Annotated in this window: 17 protein-coding genes; 7 read left to right on the forward strand and 10 right to left on the reverse strand. The window is 65.1% G+C overall.

Annotated elements, in window-relative coordinates; translation table 11 throughout:
• Positions 1-101: 101 nt before the first annotated feature.
• A complete protein-coding gene (locus HS053_RS04450) occupies positions 102-1265 on the forward strand; it encodes a PQQ-dependent sugar dehydrogenase (protein WP_241699744.1) in 1164 nt (387 codons plus the stop codon).
• Here the strand turns inward: HS053_RS04450 and HS053_RS04455 are convergent.
• Entirely contained in the window at positions 1262-1978 is a 717-nt protein-coding gene (locus HS053_RS04455; protein WP_174209999.1) for a M15 family metallopeptidase, read from the reverse strand. The genes HS053_RS04450 and HS053_RS04455 overlap by 4 nt on opposite strands.
• A complete protein-coding gene (locus tag HS053_RS04460) occupies positions 1975-3222 on the reverse strand; it encodes a caspase family protein (protein ID WP_174210000.1) in 1248 nt (415 codons plus the stop codon). Before HS053_RS04460 ends, HS053_RS04455 begins: the two co-directional genes overlap by 4 nt.
• A gap of 168 nt (positions 3223-3390) precedes the next feature.
• Here HS053_RS04460 and HS053_RS04465 point away from each other — a divergent pair, with 168 nt between their 5' ends.
• Positions 3391-3780, forward strand: a complete 390-nt coding sequence (locus tag HS053_RS04465; protein WP_174210001.1) for a DUF805 domain-containing protein — start codon at positions 3391-3393, stop codon at positions 3778-3780.
• A gap of 18 nt (positions 3781-3798) precedes the next feature.
• Here HS053_RS04465 and HS053_RS04470 read toward each other — a convergent pair whose 3' ends face one another.
• A complete protein-coding gene (locus tag HS053_RS04470; protein ID WP_174210002.1) occupies positions 3799-4830 on the reverse strand; it encodes a GlxA family transcriptional regulator in 1032 nt (343 codons plus the stop codon).
• 155 nt (positions 4831-4985) lie between these two features.
• Between HS053_RS04470 and HS053_RS04475 the strand changes: the two genes are divergently transcribed.
• The gene (locus tag HS053_RS04475) at positions 4986-6356 is read left to right on the forward strand and encodes a class II 3-deoxy-7-phosphoheptulonate synthase (protein WP_174210003.1); all 1371 of its coding nucleotides are present in this window, start codon (positions 4986-4988) and stop codon (positions 6354-6356) included.
• Between the two features lie 98 nt (positions 6357-6454).
• Here HS053_RS04475 and HS053_RS04480 read toward each other — a convergent pair whose 3' ends face one another.
• Positions 6455-7099 (reverse strand): PAS domain-containing protein, encoded by a 645-nt coding sequence (locus HS053_RS04480; protein WP_241699745.1) that lies wholly within the window; start codon positions 7097-7099, stop codon positions 6455-6457.
• 170 nt (positions 7100-7269) lie between these two features.
• Between HS053_RS04480 and HS053_RS04485 the strand changes: the two genes are divergently transcribed.
• From HS053_RS04485 to HS053_RS04495, 3 genes are read left to right on the forward strand one after another with little or no spacing between them, the layout of a single operon-like run.
• Positions 7270-8169, forward strand: coding sequence for a YicC/YloC family endoribonuclease (locus HS053_RS04485; protein WP_174210004.1), 900 nt, complete (start codon positions 7270-7272; stop codon positions 8167-8169).
• A gap of 2 nt (positions 8170-8171) precedes the next feature.
• Positions 8172-8816, forward strand: coding sequence for a guanylate kinase (gene gmk / locus HS053_RS04490; protein WP_174210089.1), 645 nt, complete (start codon positions 8172-8174; stop codon positions 8814-8816).
• Positions 8813-9334, forward strand: coding sequence for a gamma carbonic anhydrase family protein (locus HS053_RS04495; RefSeq protein WP_174210005.1), 522 nt, complete (start codon positions 8813-8815; stop codon positions 9332-9334). Before gmk ends, HS053_RS04495 begins: the two co-directional genes overlap by 4 nt.
• 88 nt (positions 9335-9422) lie before the next feature.
• On the opposite strand, the gene HS053_RS04500 is transcribed toward HS053_RS04495, so the two are convergent.
• The 4 genes from HS053_RS04500 to gap (HS053_RS04515) all read right to left on the reverse strand — a co-directional run bounded on the left by HS053_RS04500 (position 9423) and on the right by gap (HS053_RS04515) (position 12023).
• Positions 9423-9584 (reverse strand): hypothetical protein, encoded by a 162-nt coding sequence (locus HS053_RS04500; RefSeq protein WP_174210006.1) that lies wholly within the window; start codon positions 9582-9584, stop codon positions 9423-9425.
• Positions 9585-9766: 182 nt separating this feature from the next.
• Entirely contained in the window at positions 9767-10771 is a 1005-nt protein-coding gene (gene gap, locus HS053_RS04505) for a type I glyceraldehyde-3-phosphate dehydrogenase (RefSeq protein ID WP_174210007.1), read from the reverse strand.
• 92 nt (positions 10772-10863) lie between these two features.
• Positions 10864-11007 carry a hypothetical protein gene (locus tag HS053_RS04510; protein WP_174210008.1) on the reverse strand — a complete coding sequence of 48 codons (144 nt, stop codon included), beginning with the start codon at positions 11005-11007 and terminating at the stop codon, positions 10864-10866.
• Between the two features lie 11 nt (positions 11008-11018).
• Complete coding sequence (gene gap, locus HS053_RS04515) at positions 11019-12023, reverse strand: type I glyceraldehyde-3-phosphate dehydrogenase (RefSeq protein ID WP_174210009.1); 1005 nt, start codon at positions 12021-12023, stop codon at positions 11019-11021.
• A 178-nt stretch (positions 12024-12201) separates the two neighbouring features.
• Here gap (HS053_RS04515) and HS053_RS04520 point away from each other — a divergent pair, with 178 nt between their 5' ends.
• Positions 12202-13173 (forward strand): DUF808 domain-containing protein, encoded by a 972-nt coding sequence (locus HS053_RS04520; protein ID WP_174210090.1) that lies wholly within the window; start codon positions 12202-12204, stop codon positions 13171-13173.
• 117 nt (positions 13174-13290) lie between these two features.
• Here the strand turns inward: HS053_RS04520 and HS053_RS04525 are convergent, their stop codons facing one another.
• Both HS053_RS04525 and HS053_RS04530 read right to left on the reverse strand, forming a co-directional pair.
• On the reverse strand, positions 13291-13680 hold the full coding sequence (locus HS053_RS04525) for a hypothetical protein (RefSeq protein WP_174210010.1): 390 nt from the start codon (positions 13678-13680) through the stop codon (positions 13291-13293).
• A 2-nt stretch (positions 13681-13682) separates the two neighbouring features.
• Positions 13683-15764 carry a dipeptide ABC transporter ATP-binding protein gene (locus tag HS053_RS04530; protein WP_174210011.1) on the reverse strand — a complete coding sequence of 694 codons (2082 nt, stop codon included), beginning with the start codon at positions 15762-15764 and terminating at the stop codon, positions 13683-13685.
• Positions 15765-15853 lie beyond the last annotated feature (89 nt).

Raw genomic sequence — 15853 nt, forward strand, 5'->3', positions numbered from 1 at the left:
CCTAGTGCGGCCCGAAACAAAAGGAAAGGGTGTGGCAGGGGCCGGAAAACGGGTTGCGGAAGGCGGCGGCGCCTTCCCTGGCGTCACCTTTGGGGCGGGCCATGCTGGACGATGCGGCCATCCGTCGGCACAATTGCGCCATTGCCAAAGCGGAGGAGCCGATGCGCTTTGCCCTTGTTACCGTTCTTGGCCTTTTGCCGGGCCCGCTTGCCGCGACCGTGGTCGAAACCTCGGCCGGGCCGATGCAGATCACGCCGCTGCTGACCGGGCTGGAAGAGCCTTGGGCGGTGGATGTCCTGCCTGATGGCCGGTTTCTGGTGACCGAGCGTGATGCCGCGCGGCTGTGGCTGATCACGGGTGCGGCGCGGCAGCCGGTGTCCGGCCTGCCTGCGGTCTTTGTCGGCGGGCAGGGCGGGCTGCTCGATGTCATGGTGCCGCGCGACTTTGCCAGCAGCCGCGTGATCTGGCTGGGCTATGCGGCCTCACTTGGGATCGGGGCGGAATCGGCCTTTGGTTTTGGGCACTTGTCCCCGGACGGCACCCGGCTGGAAGGGTTCAGGCAGGTCTTTTCGGGCGGGCCGATGCCGGGCAGCCGCCACTTCGGTCTGCGTCTGGTCGAGGCGCCTGATGGCACGATCTTCGCCGGTTTTGGTGAGCGGGGGACCGGACCCGGCGGAATGCAGGCGCAATACCTGAACCGGGCCGAGGGCAAGGTGATCCATGTCCGGCCCGATGGCAGCCCGGCCACTGAGTTGCCGGGCGCCCTGCCGGGGGTATTCTCGCTGGGCCACCGTAATCCGCAGGGGGCGGCGCTGGCGCCCGATGGCACCCTTTTGCTGGTCGAACATGGGCCGCAGGGCGGCGATGAGCTGAACCGGGTGGAAGCGGGCCGCAACTATGGCTGGCCGGTGATCACCTGGGGCGAGCAATATGGCGGCGGCCCGATTGGCGAGGGCGGCTCCAAAGAGGGCATGGAGCAGCCGCTGCATTACTGGGTGCCCTCGATCGCGCCTTCGGGGCTGATGGTCTATTCCGGGCGTCTGGTGCCGGACTGGGCGGGGGATATCTTCACCGGCTCGCTGAAAAGCGATTTCATTTCGCGGCTGGACCCGGACATCCCCGCCCCGACCGGCTATGCCGAGGAACGCATCGTGGCGCCGGAAACCGGCCGGGTGCGCGATGTGATCGAGGCGCCGGACGGCGCGATCTGGTTCCTCTCGGTCGAGGATGGCACGCTGTATCGGATGGCGCCGGAAGGGCATTAGCGCACCGGGAAATCCTGCGGCGGGGCGGCAGGCGTGGCGATATGCCGGAAGTGCCACCATTCTGCCTGATAGCCGGCAAAACCCTCTGCCTCCATGGCGCGGGTCAGGGTGGCGCGGTTGGCGCTGGCTTCGGCGCCGACATCGGCGCCAAGGGCCGAAAGCGGCGAGAAACAGTCAAAGCTGGTGCCCATGTCCAGCGGGCTTTCCGCCGGGCGGCTCGCAAGCGGGCCATCGCAGCGCAATCCGGGGCGGGCCTGCGGCGGGGGAGGGGCGGAACCCGCAGGGATCAGGCCCAGATCCACCGCGATGCCCAGCGAATGGCCCGAGCGCCGGGCGATATAACCCTGCGGGATCAGGGTGTTGCGGGGCAGGCCGGGGTGAAAGGCCGCCGACAGGTCGGGGCCTTGCCCGCCCTCTGCCCATTCGGCAAAACGGTCAACCGCAGAGGTGGGCCGGTAGCAATCCCAGACGATCAGGCCCAGCCCCTCTGCCGCCAGCCGCGCCTGAACCCGCACCAGCGCCTCTGCCACCGGGGTCAGCAGCAGGCATTCGGCGACCTCATAGCCCGGCAGCGGCGCGCCGGTGAAGTTGAAGGCGCGGGCATAGCGGATGTCCTGCGCGATGCCGGGGGCAAGGTCGGACAGCCTGCTCCAGCCCTCGGGCAGGGCCGCCGCCGGAGAGGCCAGCAACAGAGACAGAACCGCAGCCCTCATTCCCGCGCGATGCCGTTGGATGAAACCCAGCCCTGTTGCCCGTCGATCTGCACCAGACACCAGTCGTATTTGCCGCCGCCCGGATCGGGCGGGCGGCACTCGGCCACCTGCAAGCCGCCGGTGCCCGCCGGGATGCGGAACAGGATGGTGTGCATGGTGCCGGGGCCGGAGCGGGCATTGACATAGCCGTCCGACACGCCGCGCTTGACCGCCCAGAGCGGCACCTTGGGCACCAGCGACAATTGCTGTTGCTGTGCCGCGGGGGCGGCGGGGGCCGCGCCTTCAAGTCGCTCCGCCTCGGCAAGGGCGGCATGTTGCAGCGGCGCGCAGGCGGCATGGGTTTCCGCAAAGGCCCGCAGCGCCGCGGCGTTGCCCAGCGACGAGACCGGCCCCCAATCGGCTGCCGCCGCCGCACAGGCGGGGTTGCCCTTGGGCGCCACGACCGCATCATCCAGCGGCGCCGCACTGCGGGTAGCGGTGATCGCCAGCGCGTAATCCCCTGTCAGTTCGTCATAATAGGCCGGGCGCTGTTTGTGGCCGATGGCCGAAGCCGTCGCCTCGACCTCGCCACGCAACAGCCGCGCCACCTCGGGCAGCGTCAGGTCAGGCCGCGCCAGCAAGGGCAGCAGCGCCCGGGTAAAGACCGAATTGGGGTTGCTGTCGCCCGCCCCCAGCCCATCCAGCGCAGTTTGCCCCGCACCTGCCGAAAACAGGATGAAAGCCCCCTCGGGTGCCGCAATCGGCGCCAGCCCGCGCGCCGACCCCGCCGAACGGGTGCCCTCTGCAGGAAAGGGATTGTCGCGGCAGGCATCCAGAATCATCACCGAAATCGCGGCACCCCGCCCTTGCAGCGTGGCCAGCACATCATCGGCGGCAAGGCTTTCGGCGGTCAGGAACGCCTCATCCCCCGGTTTTGCGGCGGGGGCATCGGCGGGCAGCAGGTAATTGCGGCCAGCAATCTCGACGCCGTGGCCCGCGAAATAGAACAGCGCCTCATCCCCCGGGGCAATCCGCGCTGCCATGTCTGAGACGGCCCGTGTCATGTCACGCCGTCCGGCATCGGTCAGCAAGGTTACCTGAAAGCCCTGCGCCGTCAGTGCCGCCGACACCGCCTGCGCATCGTTGCGGGCCTTTTGCAGGCCGGGCAGGCTTTCATAAGCATCATTGCCGACGACCAGCGCCCAACGCTCGGCTGCGGCAGGGCCGGCCAGCATCAGCAACAGAAGTGCAACAATCCGACCCATGACCGCCCCTTTTGGCCAGCCTAGCACCGGGCCGCCGGCAGGCAAGCCAGATCGGCAACCGCCGGGGTCATCGGTCCTCAACGGCAAACCCTGCCGGACAGGCCAGTGTAGACAGGGGGGCGGGTCAGGCGTAGGTTTGGGGCACTGCACAAAAACGAGGGACACAAGATGACCGCAGTTGACGCAGTTAAATCCGCCTATCGCAACTACATCACCTTCTCGGGCCGGGCGATCCGATCCGAGTATTGGTGGTTCATGCTGTTCCAGATCGTTGTTTCGATCCTCATCGCCGTGCTTGAGGGCGGCGGTTCGGGCCATATGGGGGGCGGCGAGATGGGGTATTCGTATAACGCCGGACCGATCGGGATTGTCTGGTCGCTGGTCAATCTGCTGCCCGGCATCGGTCTGGGCATTCGTCGCCTGCACGATCTGGACAAATCGGGCTGGTGGCTCTTGATTGCGCTGGTGCCGCTGATCGGGGCCATCGTGCTGATCGTGTGGTTCGCAACCAAGGGCACCACCGGGCCGAACCGCTTCGGCGCCGACAAACTTGCCTGAGAAGGCTGGCCCGAAAGATCAGATCGACAGCCGCACCCCGATACCCGGGCCGGGCACCCCTTGGGTGCCCCGCTCGCGGTAGGGCGTGGTGTTGTAATGGCTGCGGTAGCATTTCGAGAAATGCGACGGGCTGGCAAAGCCGCAGGCCAAGGCGACGTTGATCACGCTCATATCGGTCTGCATCAACAGGTTGCGCGCCTTTTGCAGCCGCAGTTCCATGTAATAGCGCTTGGGGCTGCGGTTCAGATAGCGGCGGAACAGCCGTTCAAGCTGCCGGGTGGACATGCCCACCTCTTCAGCCAGATCGGCGGGCGACATCGGATCTTCGATGTTGCCCTCCATCATCTGGATGACTTGGCTCAACTTCGGATGCCGCACTCCGATCCGGGTCGGGATCGACAGGCGCTGGGTGTCCTGATCGGTGCGGATCGAAGAATAGATCAACTGGTCGGCGACGGTGTTGGCGGTATCCTCGCCCTGATCGGCGGCAATCACCTTGAGCATCAGGTCCAAAGACGAGGTGCCCCCCGCGCTGGACCAGCGGTTGCCGTCCATCACGAAAACCGATTTCGTCAGCTTGACCTTCTCGAATTCCTCCAGAAAGCCGTCCTGATTTTCCCAGTGAATCGTGGCCTTCTTGCCGTCGAGAAGCCCGGCCTTGGCCACGGCATAGGCGCCCGTGCAAAGCCCGCCGATGGTGACCCCGCGCCGCGCCTCGCGCCGCAGCCAGTTCAGCACACCCCGGGTGGTGGATTTCTGCACGTCGATGCCGCCGCAGACCAGCACGGTGTCGTCGCGCTCGATCTCTTCCAGCCCGATGTCCAGCTTGAACGAGGCGCCGTTGGAACAGGTGACATACCCGCCCGTGCCGCCCTCACCGGCCAGCACCCAGCGGTAGACATCCTTGCCGGCGACCCGGTTTGCGATGCGCAACGGCTCGACCGCGCCGGCAAAGGACAGCATGGTAAAGCGGTCCAAGAGCAGGAAGACAAAGCGGCGGGAGGTGGCGGCCTTGGCCGTTTGAATGGCCTTGGGCGAGGGGCTGGACATCTTGCGACCTGATTGTGTCGGATTTGGCGGATGGAAACAGGAAAAATTCCCCTCCGCAAGGGGCGCAAGCGGCAAAATGCGTCCTTTCGCCCTTTGCTTTCCGACACCGTTTCCGTATATCGCCCTGCGATACCGCTAACGCAGGGGAGGAACCCATGACCAAGGGTTGGACGAAGTCGGACTGGCGCGCGAAACCGCGGGTGCAGATGCCCGACTATCCCGATACCGCCGCTTTGGGCGCCGTCGAGGCGCAACTGGCCAAGTATCCGCCGCTGGTCTTTGCCGGCGAGGCGCGCAAGCTGAAAAAACACCTCGCGCTGGCGGGCGAGGGCAAGGCATTTCTTCTGCAGGGCGGCGACTGCGCCGAGAGCTTTGCCGAGTTCAGCGCCGACAACATCCGCGACACCTTCCGGGTGATGCTGCAGATGGCGGTGGTGTTGACCTATGGCGCCAAGGTGCCGGTGATCAAGGTTGGCCGGATGGCCGGGCAATTCGCCAAGCCACGCAGCGCGCCCACCGAGATGATCGGCGGCGTGGAATATCCCAGCTACCGTGGTGACATCATCAACGGGTTCGAGGCCACGACCGAAGCCCGCATTCCCGATCCGCAGCGGATGCTGCAAGCCTATACGCAGGCTGCGGCATCGCTCAACCTGCTGCGCGCCTTCTCGACCGGCGGCTTTGCCGATATCCACCGGGTCCACGCCTGGACGCTGGGCTTTGCCGAGCATGACAAGGCCGAGCGCTACCGCGAGATTTCCAACCGGATTTCCGACGCGCTGGACTTCATGAACGCCGCCGGGATCAATTCCGACACCGCGCACAGCCTGTCCCAGGTCGAATTCTACACCAGCCACGAGGCGCTGCTTCTGGAGTATGAAGAGGCGCTTGCCCGGGTCGATTCGATCACCGGCCAGAATGTGGCAGGCTCCGGTCATATGATTTGGATCGGCGACCGCACCCGTCAGGTGGACGGCGCCCATGTCGAATTCTGCCGTGGCGTACTGAACCCGATCGGGCTGAAATGCGGACCGACGACGACGGTGGACGACCTCAAGCAGTTGATGGCCAAGCTGAACCCGGCCAATGAGGCGGGCCGCCTGACCCTGATCGCCCGCTTCGGTGCGGGCAAGGTCGGCGACAACCTGCCGCGACTGATCAAGGCGGTGCAGGAGGAGGGCGCCAATGTCGTCTGGTCCTGCGACCCGATGCACGGCAACACGATCAAGGCGGCCTCCGGCTACAAGACCCGTCCGTTTGAAGCGGTGCTGCGCGAAGTGCGTGAGTTCTTCGCCATCCACAAGGCCGAAGGCACCATCCCCGGCGGCGTGCATTTCGAGATGACCGGGCAGGATGTGACCGAATGCACCGGCGGCCTGCGGGCGGTATCGGACGAAAACCTTGCCGACCGTTACCACACGGCCTGCGACCCGCGGCTGAATGCCAGCCAGTCGCTGGAACTGGCGTTTCTGGTGGCCGAAGAGCTGCAATCGCAGCGCGAAGAGGCTCGCCGCGTCGCCTTGTAAGCGGCCCGGACAGGAAAAGGGCGGCCCTTGGGCCGCCCTTTTCCTTTGCAACGCCGGGGAAAGAAAATTCTTCGCCGAAGAATTTTCGGTCCCGCCGGTCAATCGCGCGAATGGACCAGCCGCAGATGCGGCATCTGCCGGGGCGGTGGCGGCAGGTAGGGGGCAGCGGGTTCGGCAAGCTGCGGTTCGGGCCGGGCAGCCGGGGCGGCCCCCGCGACCATCAGCGCCTCACGCACCAGCCCGGCGATGGCAAAGCGGCGCGGCCCGCGTCCGATGTTGCCTTGGCTTTGCAGACAGCCCAGCGCCAGCGACGGCTCATCCCGCGATCCGGTCACCGGCAGCAGGATCAGCCGCCCGGTCAGCGGCGGCTTGCCGATGCCCCGCTCGGCCTCAAGCCAAAGCTCCAGCACCGAAGGCACGGTGAACACCGCTTCCAACGCGTCGGACAGCCGGCGTCGCGCGGCCGGTTCGAAGAGCGCGGACAGCGGCATTCCCCGCACCTCCATGCCCATCAGGTCCAGGAAGTGCATTCCCGCCAGCCGGAACCGCGCCATCCCCGGCGCGATCCGCTCGATCAGGAACACCTCTTCCAGCGCGCCCGAAAGACCGCGCGGGTCGATCTCTTCGCGGCGGGGCAGGCGACCGTCGCGGCGCAGCGCCTCCCAATAGGCGCGGGTCTGGGCCAGATGGGGAAAGGACGGGGGCATCGACTTGCGCTCCGAGCCAAGGAATGTCAGGTCCATTGCGTCCTCCTTCTGTTTGCCGGGCGCCGCGGACGGTCCCCGGGATGCGGGAGGGCCGAAGACTGGTTAACTCTGCCGCAACACCTGTTACCAACTTCTTAAGGCTACACCCGATGCCGCCGATTTGGCGGAGAATCTTCACAAATGGTAAACATCCCGGGGGATCACCCATGACCATCTCGATGACCGGATTTGCCGCCCGCAAGGGGCAGGGGGCGGGCCATTCCTGGGCCTGGGACATCCGCAGCGTGAACGGCAAGGGGCTGGACCTGCGGCTGCGGGTGCCGGACTGGATCGACGGGCTGGAACTGGCGCTGCGCGGCGAACTGGGCCGTGCCCTGCAGCGTGGCAATGTCAGCCTGACGCTGAAGGTGGCGCGCGATGGCGCGGGTGAGGGCGCCGAAGGGCTGCGGGTGAACGTGCCGACGCTGGCTTCGGTTCTGGCGGCGCTGGCCGAGGTCGAGGCGGCGGCGATGTCGGCGGGGGTGACGCTGGCGCAGGCGACGGCGGCGGATGTGCTGGCGGTGCGCGGCGTGCTGGACAGCGCCGCGACCGAGACCGACACCGCCCCGCTGCGCGCCGCGATCCTTGCCGATCTGCCGCCGCTTCTGGCCGATTTCGCCGCAATGCGCGCGACCGAGGGCGCCGCCCTGAACGCGGTGATCGCGGGCCAGCTTGACCAGATCGCCGACCTGACCGCACAGGCCGCCACCGAAGCCGCCGCCCGCCGCGAGACTGCCTCGGCCACGCTGCGCGAGGCGCTTGCGCGCGTGCTGGCCCATGCCGACGGCGTGGACGAGGCGCGTGTTGCGCAGGAACTGGCGCTGATCGCGGTCAAGAATGACGTGCAGGAAGAGTTGGACCGGCTGGCCGCCCATGTCAGCGCCGCCCGCGCCCTTCTGGCCGAAGCGGGCCCGGTGGGCCGCAAGTTCGATTTCCTGATGCAGGAATTCATGCGCGAGGCCAACACGCTCTGTTCCAAGGCGCAGTCGCTGGCGCTGACCCGGATCGGGCTTGACCTGAAAACGGTCATAGATCAGATGCGCGAACAGGTTCAGAACGTGGAATGACCATGGCCCAAGATCAGACCCGCCGCGGGCTTCTTCTTATCCTTTCCTCGCCGTCCGGCGCGGGCAAATCGACGCTGGCCCGGCGGCTGATGGGATGGGATGCCACCTTGCGCTTTTCGGTTTCGGCCACCACCCGCAGCCCGCGCCCGGGCGAGGAAGACGGGCGGGAATATTACTTCAAAAGCCGCGAAGCTTTTGAGGACATGGTGAAAACCGGCCAGATGCTGGAACATGCCGAGGTCTTTGGCAATTATTACGGCAGCCCCCGCGGCCCGGTCGAGGCGGCGATGAAGGCCGGGCGCGATACGTTGTTCGACATCGACTGGCAGGGCGGGCAGCAGATCAAGCAGCATATGCGCGACGATGTGGTGTCGGTCTTCGTGCTGCCGCCCTCGATTGCCGAACTGGAGCGCCGCCTGCGCAGCCGGGCGCAGGACAGCGATGAGGTGATCGCCGGGCGCATGGCGAAATCGCAGGCCGAGATCAGCCATTGGGCCGAATATGATTATGTGATCGTGAACCGCGACATCGACAGCGCCTTTGCCGAACTGGTCACCATCCTGCAGGCCGAGCGGCTGCGGCGCGACCGTCAGCCCGCGCTGGCCGATTTCGTGCGCAACCTGAACCGGGAGTTTGACGCCAGATGATCTGTGAACTGGACGGCATCACGCCGCAAATCCACCCCACGGCCTGGATCGCCCCCACCGCCGTTCTGATCGGGCGCGTGGTGGTCGAGGCGGGGGCGAACATCTGGTTCGGCGTGGTGATCCGCGGCGACAATGAGGAAATCCGCATCGGCGCCGGTTCGAACGTGCAGGAAAACTGCGTGCTGCACACCGATATCGGGGCGCCGCTGACCATCGGGGCGAATTGCACCATCGGCCACAAGGCGATGCTGCACGGCTGCACCATCGAAGAGGGCAGTCTGATCGGCATGGGGGCGACGGTGCTGAACCATGCGGTGATCGGCGCCGGCTCGCTGGTGGGGGCCGCTGCGCTGGTGACCGAGGGCAAGACGATCCCACCGGGTTCGCTGGTGATGGGCGCGCCGGGCAAGGTGGTGCGTGCGCTGGATGACACGGCGAAGGCGCGGCTGATCGCCTCTGCGACCGGCTATCAGGCCAATGCGCGGCGATTTTCGGCTGGCATGAAGATTGTCGGCTGACAGAAGAATTTTCGGACGAAAATTCTTCGGCGCCCGGAAATGAAAAGGGGGCCAACTGGCCCCCGTGTCGTCGCACAGTCTTTGGGCCTCAGCCCCAGACGGCCTTGCGCGCCATCAGGGCGGCGTCCTCGGGGAAGATGCCGAGGTCAAGCGCGATGTGGCGCGGCATCGCAGCGATCTCGTCGCGGGTGCGACGGTAGAGGGCGCGCTTTTCGGCTTCTTCACGGATCTGGGCAAACAGGGATTTCATAGCGTTTCCTTTCATCGGCGAGCGGGAGGCCCGGATGGCTTGTCCCCTTCGCATATGCAGAATATGGGAAACATGATGGCGCTAACAATGGCCGATCTCGCCCCGACGCCATGCGTCTATCGCATAGGTCATGCAAAAACGGGCGCCCTGCGGCGCCCGTTTGCCCGGCCCGAAGGCGCGGTTCAGATCAGCTTGCCCATCGCCACGGCGGTATCGGCCATCCGGTTCGAGAAGCCCCATTCGTTGTCATACCACGACAGCACCGAGACAAAGGTTCCGTCCATCACCTTGGTCTGATCCATGTGGAAGACGCTGGAATGCGGGTCGTGGTTGAAGTCGGACGAGACATTCTTGAACTCGGTATAGCCCAGAATGCCCTTCAGCGGCCCGGATTCGGCGGCGGCCTTGATCGCGGCATTCACCTCTTCCACCGTGGTCGGGCGCTTGGCGATGAACTTCAGGTCCACGACCGAGACATTCGGCGTCGGTACGCGGATGGCGAAACCGTCCAGCTTGCCCTTCAGCTCGGGCAGCACCAGACCCACGGCCTTGGCGGCGCCGGTCGAGGTCGGAATCATCGACAGCGCCGCGGCACGGGCGCGGTAAAGATCCTTGTGCATCGTGTCCAGCGTCGGCTGGTCGCCGGTATAGCTGTGGATCGTGGTCATCATGCCTTTTTCGATGCCGATGGCATCGTTCAGCACCTTGGCAAAGGGCGACAGGCAGTTGGTGGTGCAGGAGGCATTCGACACCACGATATCGTCGCGGGTCAGGGTGCCATGGTTCACGCCGTAAACAATGGTCTTGTCCGCGCCTTCGCCGGGGGCCGAGATCAGCACCCGCTTCGAGCCGTTCTCCAGATGCGCCGCGCATTTTTCCTTGGAGGTGAAGATGCCGGTGCATTCCATGACGATATCGACATCCGACCACGGCAGATCGGCGGGGTTCTTCAACGCCGTCACCCGGATCGGGCCGCGGCCAACGTCAATCCAGTCCGGCCCGGTGGTCACCGTGGCGGGGAAACGGCCATGCACCGAATCAAAGCGCAACAGATGGGCATTGGTTTCCACCGGCCCCAGATCGTTGATGGCAATGACTTCAATATCGGTGCGGCCCGATTCGATGATCGCCCGCAGCACATTGCGGCCAATCCGGCCAAATCCGTTGATGGCAACTTTGACGGCCATGAAACCCTCCTGTCTTCGGCGCGACTCGCGCGCGATGATGCTAGCGCTAACATCACGAAAAAAGCGTGACGATCAACGACAGACTGCACCTGTCAGCGCCAGAAGGACAGATATTCCACGAAGTCGGCAAATTTCCGCAGCGCGAAGACAAGTCCCGCGCTGCCGTTCAGGGCGATATCGCCAAGGATGAGGGCCACGATCAGCGCGGCAAGGACGAAAGCGATGCGGTCGGTCAAGACCCCTCCGGTTACTGGAGGAGCCGCCCCATCACGCCCGCCACATCGGCCATGCGGCAGGAGAAGCCCCACTCATTGTCATACCAGGCCAGAACGCGGACGGTGCGGCCGCCGACGACCTTGGTCTGATCCGGGGCGAAGATAGACGAATGCGGCGTGTGATTGAAGTCGATCGAGACTTTGGGCTCGGGGTCATAGGCGAGAACCATGCCCATATAGCCGGCAGCCGCCTCGCGCACGATTTCGTTCACGTCATGGACGGTCACATCCTTGCCCGCGACAAAGGTCAGATCCACCGCCGAAACATTCGGCGTGGGCACACGGATGGCCGAACCGTCCAGCTTGCCCGCCAGTTCCGGCAGCACTTCGCCAATCGCCTTGCCGGCGCCGGTCGAGGTGGGGATCATCGCCATGGCGGCGGCGCGGGCGCGATACAGATCCTTGTGGCGGCGGTCCAGCGTCGGCTGGTCGCCGGTATAGCTGTGGATCGTGGTCATGATGCCCGATTCGATGCCGATGGCGTCGTTCAGCACCTTGGCCAGCGGGGCAAGGCAGTTGGTGGTGCAGGAGGCGTTCGAGACGACCAGATGCTCCAGCCCCAGTTGCCGGTGGTTCACACCGTAAACCACGGTCTTGTCGGCCCGCTTGGCCGGTGCCGAAACCAGAACCCGTTTGGCGCCACGGCCAAGGTGGACGGCGGCCTTGTCGCGGTCGTTGAATTTGCCGGTGCATTCCAGCACGACGTCAATGCCTTCCCAATCCAGCTCTTCGGGATTGTAGGTGGACATCACGCGGATCGGGCCGCGGCCAAGGTCCAGCACATTGTCCTGCACCCGCACCACGCCCGGGAACCGGCCATGCACCGAATCATATTTGAGCAGGTGCGCGTTGGTTTCGATCGGCCCGGTGGCGTTGATGGCGACGACCTGCACATCGTTGCGGTTCGATTCCGCGATATGCGCCAGCGTGCAGCGCCCGATGCGGCCGAAACCGTTGATCCCGATGGTGATGGTCATTGCCGATGGCCTCCGTCCTGATCCAAGCGGGTCTTAACCCGGAATGCTGCACAGGCAAAGAGCGAATTTCCCTTATTTTCATAGTGTTAGCGCGAACACGGCAGGTTTGCGCTAACATCGCGCTTGGCCTTGCCGCAGGCTTGCCCCTATCTTGGGCGCAGGTTTTGCGAGGTGGATGATGAGCGGACTTCTGGCCCTGCTGGATGATGTGGCGGCGATTGCCAAGGTGGCGGCGGCCTCGGTGGATGATATCGCCGGGGCGGCGGCCAAAGCGGGGGCCAAGGCCGCCGGGGTGGTGATCGACGATGCGGCGGTGACGCCGAAGTATGTGCATGGGTTTGAGGCAAAGCGCGAACTGCCGATCATTCGCAAGATCGCGCTGGGATCGCTGAAGAACAAGCTGGTGCTGCTGCTGCCCGCCGCGTTGCTCTTGTCGAATTTCGCGCCCTGGGCCATCACGCCGCTGCTGGCGCTTGGGGGGGGCTATCTGTGCTTTGAGGGCGCCGAGAAGGTGTTCCACATCCTCTTTCCCCATGGCGATGCCGAGGTGGAGGAAGATTTCGACACCAAGGAGCCGGGCCATCTGGAAGAGGAAAAGGTGGCCGGTGCCATCAAGACCGATTTCATCCTGTCGGCCGAGATCATGACCATCGCCCTTGCCGCCATTCCAGAAAGCAATTTCTGGATGGAGGCGGTGACGCTGGCCATTGTCGGCATCGTGATCACGGTGGGGGTTTACGGGTCTGTCGCGCTGATCGTGAAGATGGACGATATCGGGTTGCATCTGGCGGCCAAGGCCCGGCTCGCGGCCACGCGGGCGCTGGGGCGGGGGCTGGTTCTGGCCATGCCGAAGGTGATGGCGTTTCTCTCCACGGTGGGGACGGCGGCCATGCTCTGGGTTGGCGGGTCCATTGTGATCCACGGGCTGGAAGAAAATGGCTTTGGCTGGCTGGGCCATCACATCCACGACTGGGCCGCAGCGATTGGCCATGCCGTGCCCGAGGGGCTGACCGGCATCGTCGAATGGCTGGCCAAGGCCGGGATGGACGGGCTGTTTGGCCTCGCGATGGGAATGCTGCTGATCCCGGTGGCAACCCGGGTGATCGGGCCGCTGCTGGCGCGGGTGACGGGGAAATCCGCGGCGCATTGACGAGCGCCCGATTTCTTTGAAGAAATCGGCCCGGAGCCTTTGAAGGCTCCGGGCCGGGGGCGCCAAATTCGTTCCAACGAATTTGCAAAATTCTTCGAAGAATTTTGTGCCGCGCCCTCAGCCAGACGGGGCTTGCAATTCCGTGTTCACCCGGCAACCAAAACGCGTCTCGATATCGGCGCGCAGGGCTTTGACGGCAGTCAGGTAATCCGCCTTGTAATCGGTCAGGCCCGAAAGGTCGCCCGTGCTGTTGGCTTTGTCCATGGCCGCCTGCACCTGTGCCGCAGCCGCTTCGGCCAGCGGCTGAAGACCGGCGAGAAAGGCGGCATGGGCCGCCTTGGCGCGACCCTCGGCCTCATCGCGGGTCGAGGTCAGGCTGCACGCATAGCTGACATCACCCTTGCCCGCGACGGGCAGGCGAAAGCTGGCTTCGGACGGGGGCAAGGCAAACCATAGGCCGCCCGCCGCAAGGGCCAGCCCCGCCGCAATCCAGATGCCGCGACGCATTGCTATTCTGCGGCGATCTTGATGACAGGCTCCATCGTGGCCAGCACTTCGGACGAGAGGTGGCACTTGATCTGATGGCCCCCCTCCAGCATCTGGACCGGCGGCATTTCCCGCTCGCAGAGCCCGCCCGGAACCTGCGATTTCCAACGGCAGCGGGTCTGGAACGGACAGCCGGGCGGCGGGTTCATCGCCGAAGGAATATCCCCCTCCAGCACGATCCGCTTGCGGGTGACATGGGTGTCGGCAATCGGCACCGCCGACAGAAGCGCCTCGGTATAGGGGTGATAGGGCGGGCTGAAGACCTGATCGGTGGTGCCCATCTCGACCACATGGCCAAGATACATCACCATCACCCGGTCAGACAGGTAGCGCACGATCGACAGATCGTGGCTGATGAACAGCAGGGTTGTGCGGTTCTCGCGCTGAATATCCATCAGAAGGTCGGTCACCGCCGCCTGCACCGACACGTCCAGCGCCGAGACGGGTTCATCCGCCACCACCACCTTGGCCCCACCGGCAAAGGCGCGGGCGATGCCGACGCGCTGTTTCTGCCCGCCTGATAACTGGCGCGGCATCCGGTCGGCAAAGGCGCGGGGCAGCTTCACCAGATCGAGCAGTTCCAGCATCCGGTCCTGCCGCTCCTGATCGGAGGCGCCGAAGCGGAAGATCTCCAGCGCCCGGATGATCTGACGGCCCACCGACATTGACGGGTTCAGCGTGTCGAAGGGGTTCTGGAACACCATCTGCACCGAAGACACCGTGTCGGTGTTGCGCTGCTGGATCGGGGTGGACTGCACATTTTCATCAAACAGCAGGATCGAGCCGGAGGTGGCGGTTTCCAGCCCCATCAGCACCTTGGCAAAGGTGGATTTGCCGCAGCCGGATTCGCCGACGATGGCCAGCGTCTCGCCCTCGCGCGCCTCGAAGCTCAGGGTCTCGTTGGCCTTGACCACCTTCTTGGCGCCGCCGCCAAAGGCACCGCCCGAGACGGAATAGTATTTCTTGAGGTCTTCCATCTTGAGGACGACCTTGCCCACCGGGGTCTTTTCCTTGGCGATCCGGGCGGCGGGCGGGGCGGTCCAGTCGATTTCTTCCCATTTCACACAGCGGCTGGCATGGCGGTCGCCGCCGGGGATTTCGCGCATCTCCACCTCGGCGGCATTGCAGCGGCCTTCGGTGAAATAGTCGCAGCGCGGGCCAAAGTTGCAGCCCTTGGGCCGTTCATGCGGCAGGGGAAAGTTGCCGGGGATCGAGATCAGCGGCCGTGCATTCTTGTCGGCGCCGGGCAGCGGGATGGAGCGGAACAGCGCCTGCGTATAGGGGTGGCGCATTTCGTCAAAGACCTGATGCACATTGCCGGTCTCCACCGCCTCGCCGGAATACATCACGCAGAGCCGGTCGCAGACATCCATGATCAGGCCGAGGTTGTGCGAGATGAACAGCATCGAGGTGCCGTATTTTTCGCCCAGCGCCTTGACCAGATCGACGATGCCCGCCTCGACCGTCACATCCAGCGCGGTGGTGGGTTCATCAAGGATCAGAAGGGCGGGTTTCGACATCAGCGCCATGGCGATGACGATGCGCTGCTGCTGGCCGCCCGAAAGCTGGTGCGGATAGGCGTTGATGATGCGGTCGGGGTCGGGCAAGCGGACATCGGCGACGATCTGCCGGGCGAGCGCCCAGGCATCGGCTTTCGACATGCCCTGATGGATCATCGGCACTTCGGCCAGTTGCGCACCGATCTTCATGGCCGGGTTCAGCGAGGCCATCGGTTCCTGATAGATCATGGCGATTTCGGAGCCGCGGATCTGGCGCAGTTCCTCATCATCCATCGTCGTCAGGTCACGGCCCTTGAACAGAATGCGCCCACCGGTGATGCGGCCGTTCTTGCCAAGGTCGCGCATGACGGCCAGCGCCACGGTGGATTTGCCGCAGCCCGACTCGCCGACAAGGCCCATCGCCTCGCCGGCCATGACGCTGCAGGAGAAATCCATCACGGCGGGGATTTCACGAAGGCGGGTGAAGAAGGAGATCGAGAGATTCTCGATTTCGAGGATCGGTTTGCTGGGATCCCAGTCGGACATTTCGGGCCTCGCGCGGGGTGAAATTGCGGGACCGGGGGCCAGCCCCCGGACCCCCGGGATATTTAGAGAGAGAGGATGGGGGCAGGGCG

Origin of the sequence: Tabrizicola fusiformis (assembly GCF_013328815.1) — a bacterium.
GTDB lineage: Bacteria > Pseudomonadota > Alphaproteobacteria > Rhodobacterales > Rhodobacteraceae > Fuscibacter.

Bases quoted from the DNA above. Each gene is read 5' to 3' on its own strand.
- HS053_RS04450 (WP_241699744.1), top strand. From the start codon at position 102: ATGCTGGACGATGCGGCCATCCGTCGGCACAATTGCGCCATTGCCAAA.
- HS053_RS04455 (WP_174209999.1), bottom strand. From the start codon at position 1,978: ATGAGGGCTGCGGTTCTGTCTCTGTTGCTGGCCTCTCCGGCGGCGGCC.
- HS053_RS04460 (WP_174210000.1), bottom strand. From the start codon at position 3,222: ATGGGTCGGATTGTTGCACTTCTGTTGCTGATGCTGGCCGGCCCTGCC.
- HS053_RS04465 (WP_174210001.1), top strand. From the start codon at position 3,391: ATGACCGCAGTTGACGCAGTTAAATCCGCCTATCGCAACTACATCACC.
- HS053_RS04470 (WP_174210002.1), bottom strand. From the start codon at position 4,830: ATGTCCAGCCCCTCGCCCAAGGCCATTCAAACGGCCAAGGCCGCCACC.
- HS053_RS04475 (WP_174210003.1), top strand. From the start codon at position 4,986: ATGACCAAGGGTTGGACGAAGTCGGACTGGCGCGCGAAACCGCGGGTG.
- HS053_RS04480 (WP_241699745.1), bottom strand. From the start codon at position 7,099: ATGGACCTGACATTCCTTGGCTCGGAGCGCAAGTCGATGCCCCCGTCC.
- HS053_RS04485 (WP_174210004.1), top strand. From the start codon at position 7,270: ATGACCATCTCGATGACCGGATTTGCCGCCCGCAAGGGGCAGGGGGCG.
- gmk (WP_174210089.1), top strand. From the start codon at position 8,172: ATGGCCCAAGATCAGACCCGCCGCGGGCTTCTTCTTATCCTTTCCTCG.
- HS053_RS04495 (WP_174210005.1), top strand. From the start codon at position 8,813: ATGATCTGTGAACTGGACGGCATCACGCCGCAAATCCACCCCACGGCC.
- HS053_RS04500 (WP_174210006.1), bottom strand. From the start codon at position 9,584: ATGAAATCCCTGTTTGCCCAGATCCGTGAAGAAGCCGAAAAGCGCGCC.
- gap (WP_174210007.1), bottom strand. From the start codon at position 10,771: ATGGCCGTCAAAGTTGCCATCAACGGATTTGGCCGGATTGGCCGCAAT.
- gap (WP_174210009.1), bottom strand. From the start codon at position 12,023: ATGACCATCACCATCGGGATCAACGGTTTCGGCCGCATCGGGCGCTGC.
- HS053_RS04520 (WP_174210090.1), top strand. From the start codon at position 12,202: ATGAGCGGACTTCTGGCCCTGCTGGATGATGTGGCGGCGATTGCCAAG.
- HS053_RS04525 (WP_174210010.1), bottom strand. From the start codon at position 13,680: ATGCGTCGCGGCATCTGGATTGCGGCGGGGCTGGCCCTTGCGGCGGGC.
- HS053_RS04530 (WP_174210011.1), bottom strand. From the start codon at position 15,764: ATGTCCGACTGGGATCCCAGCAAACCGATCCTCGAAATCGAGAATCTC.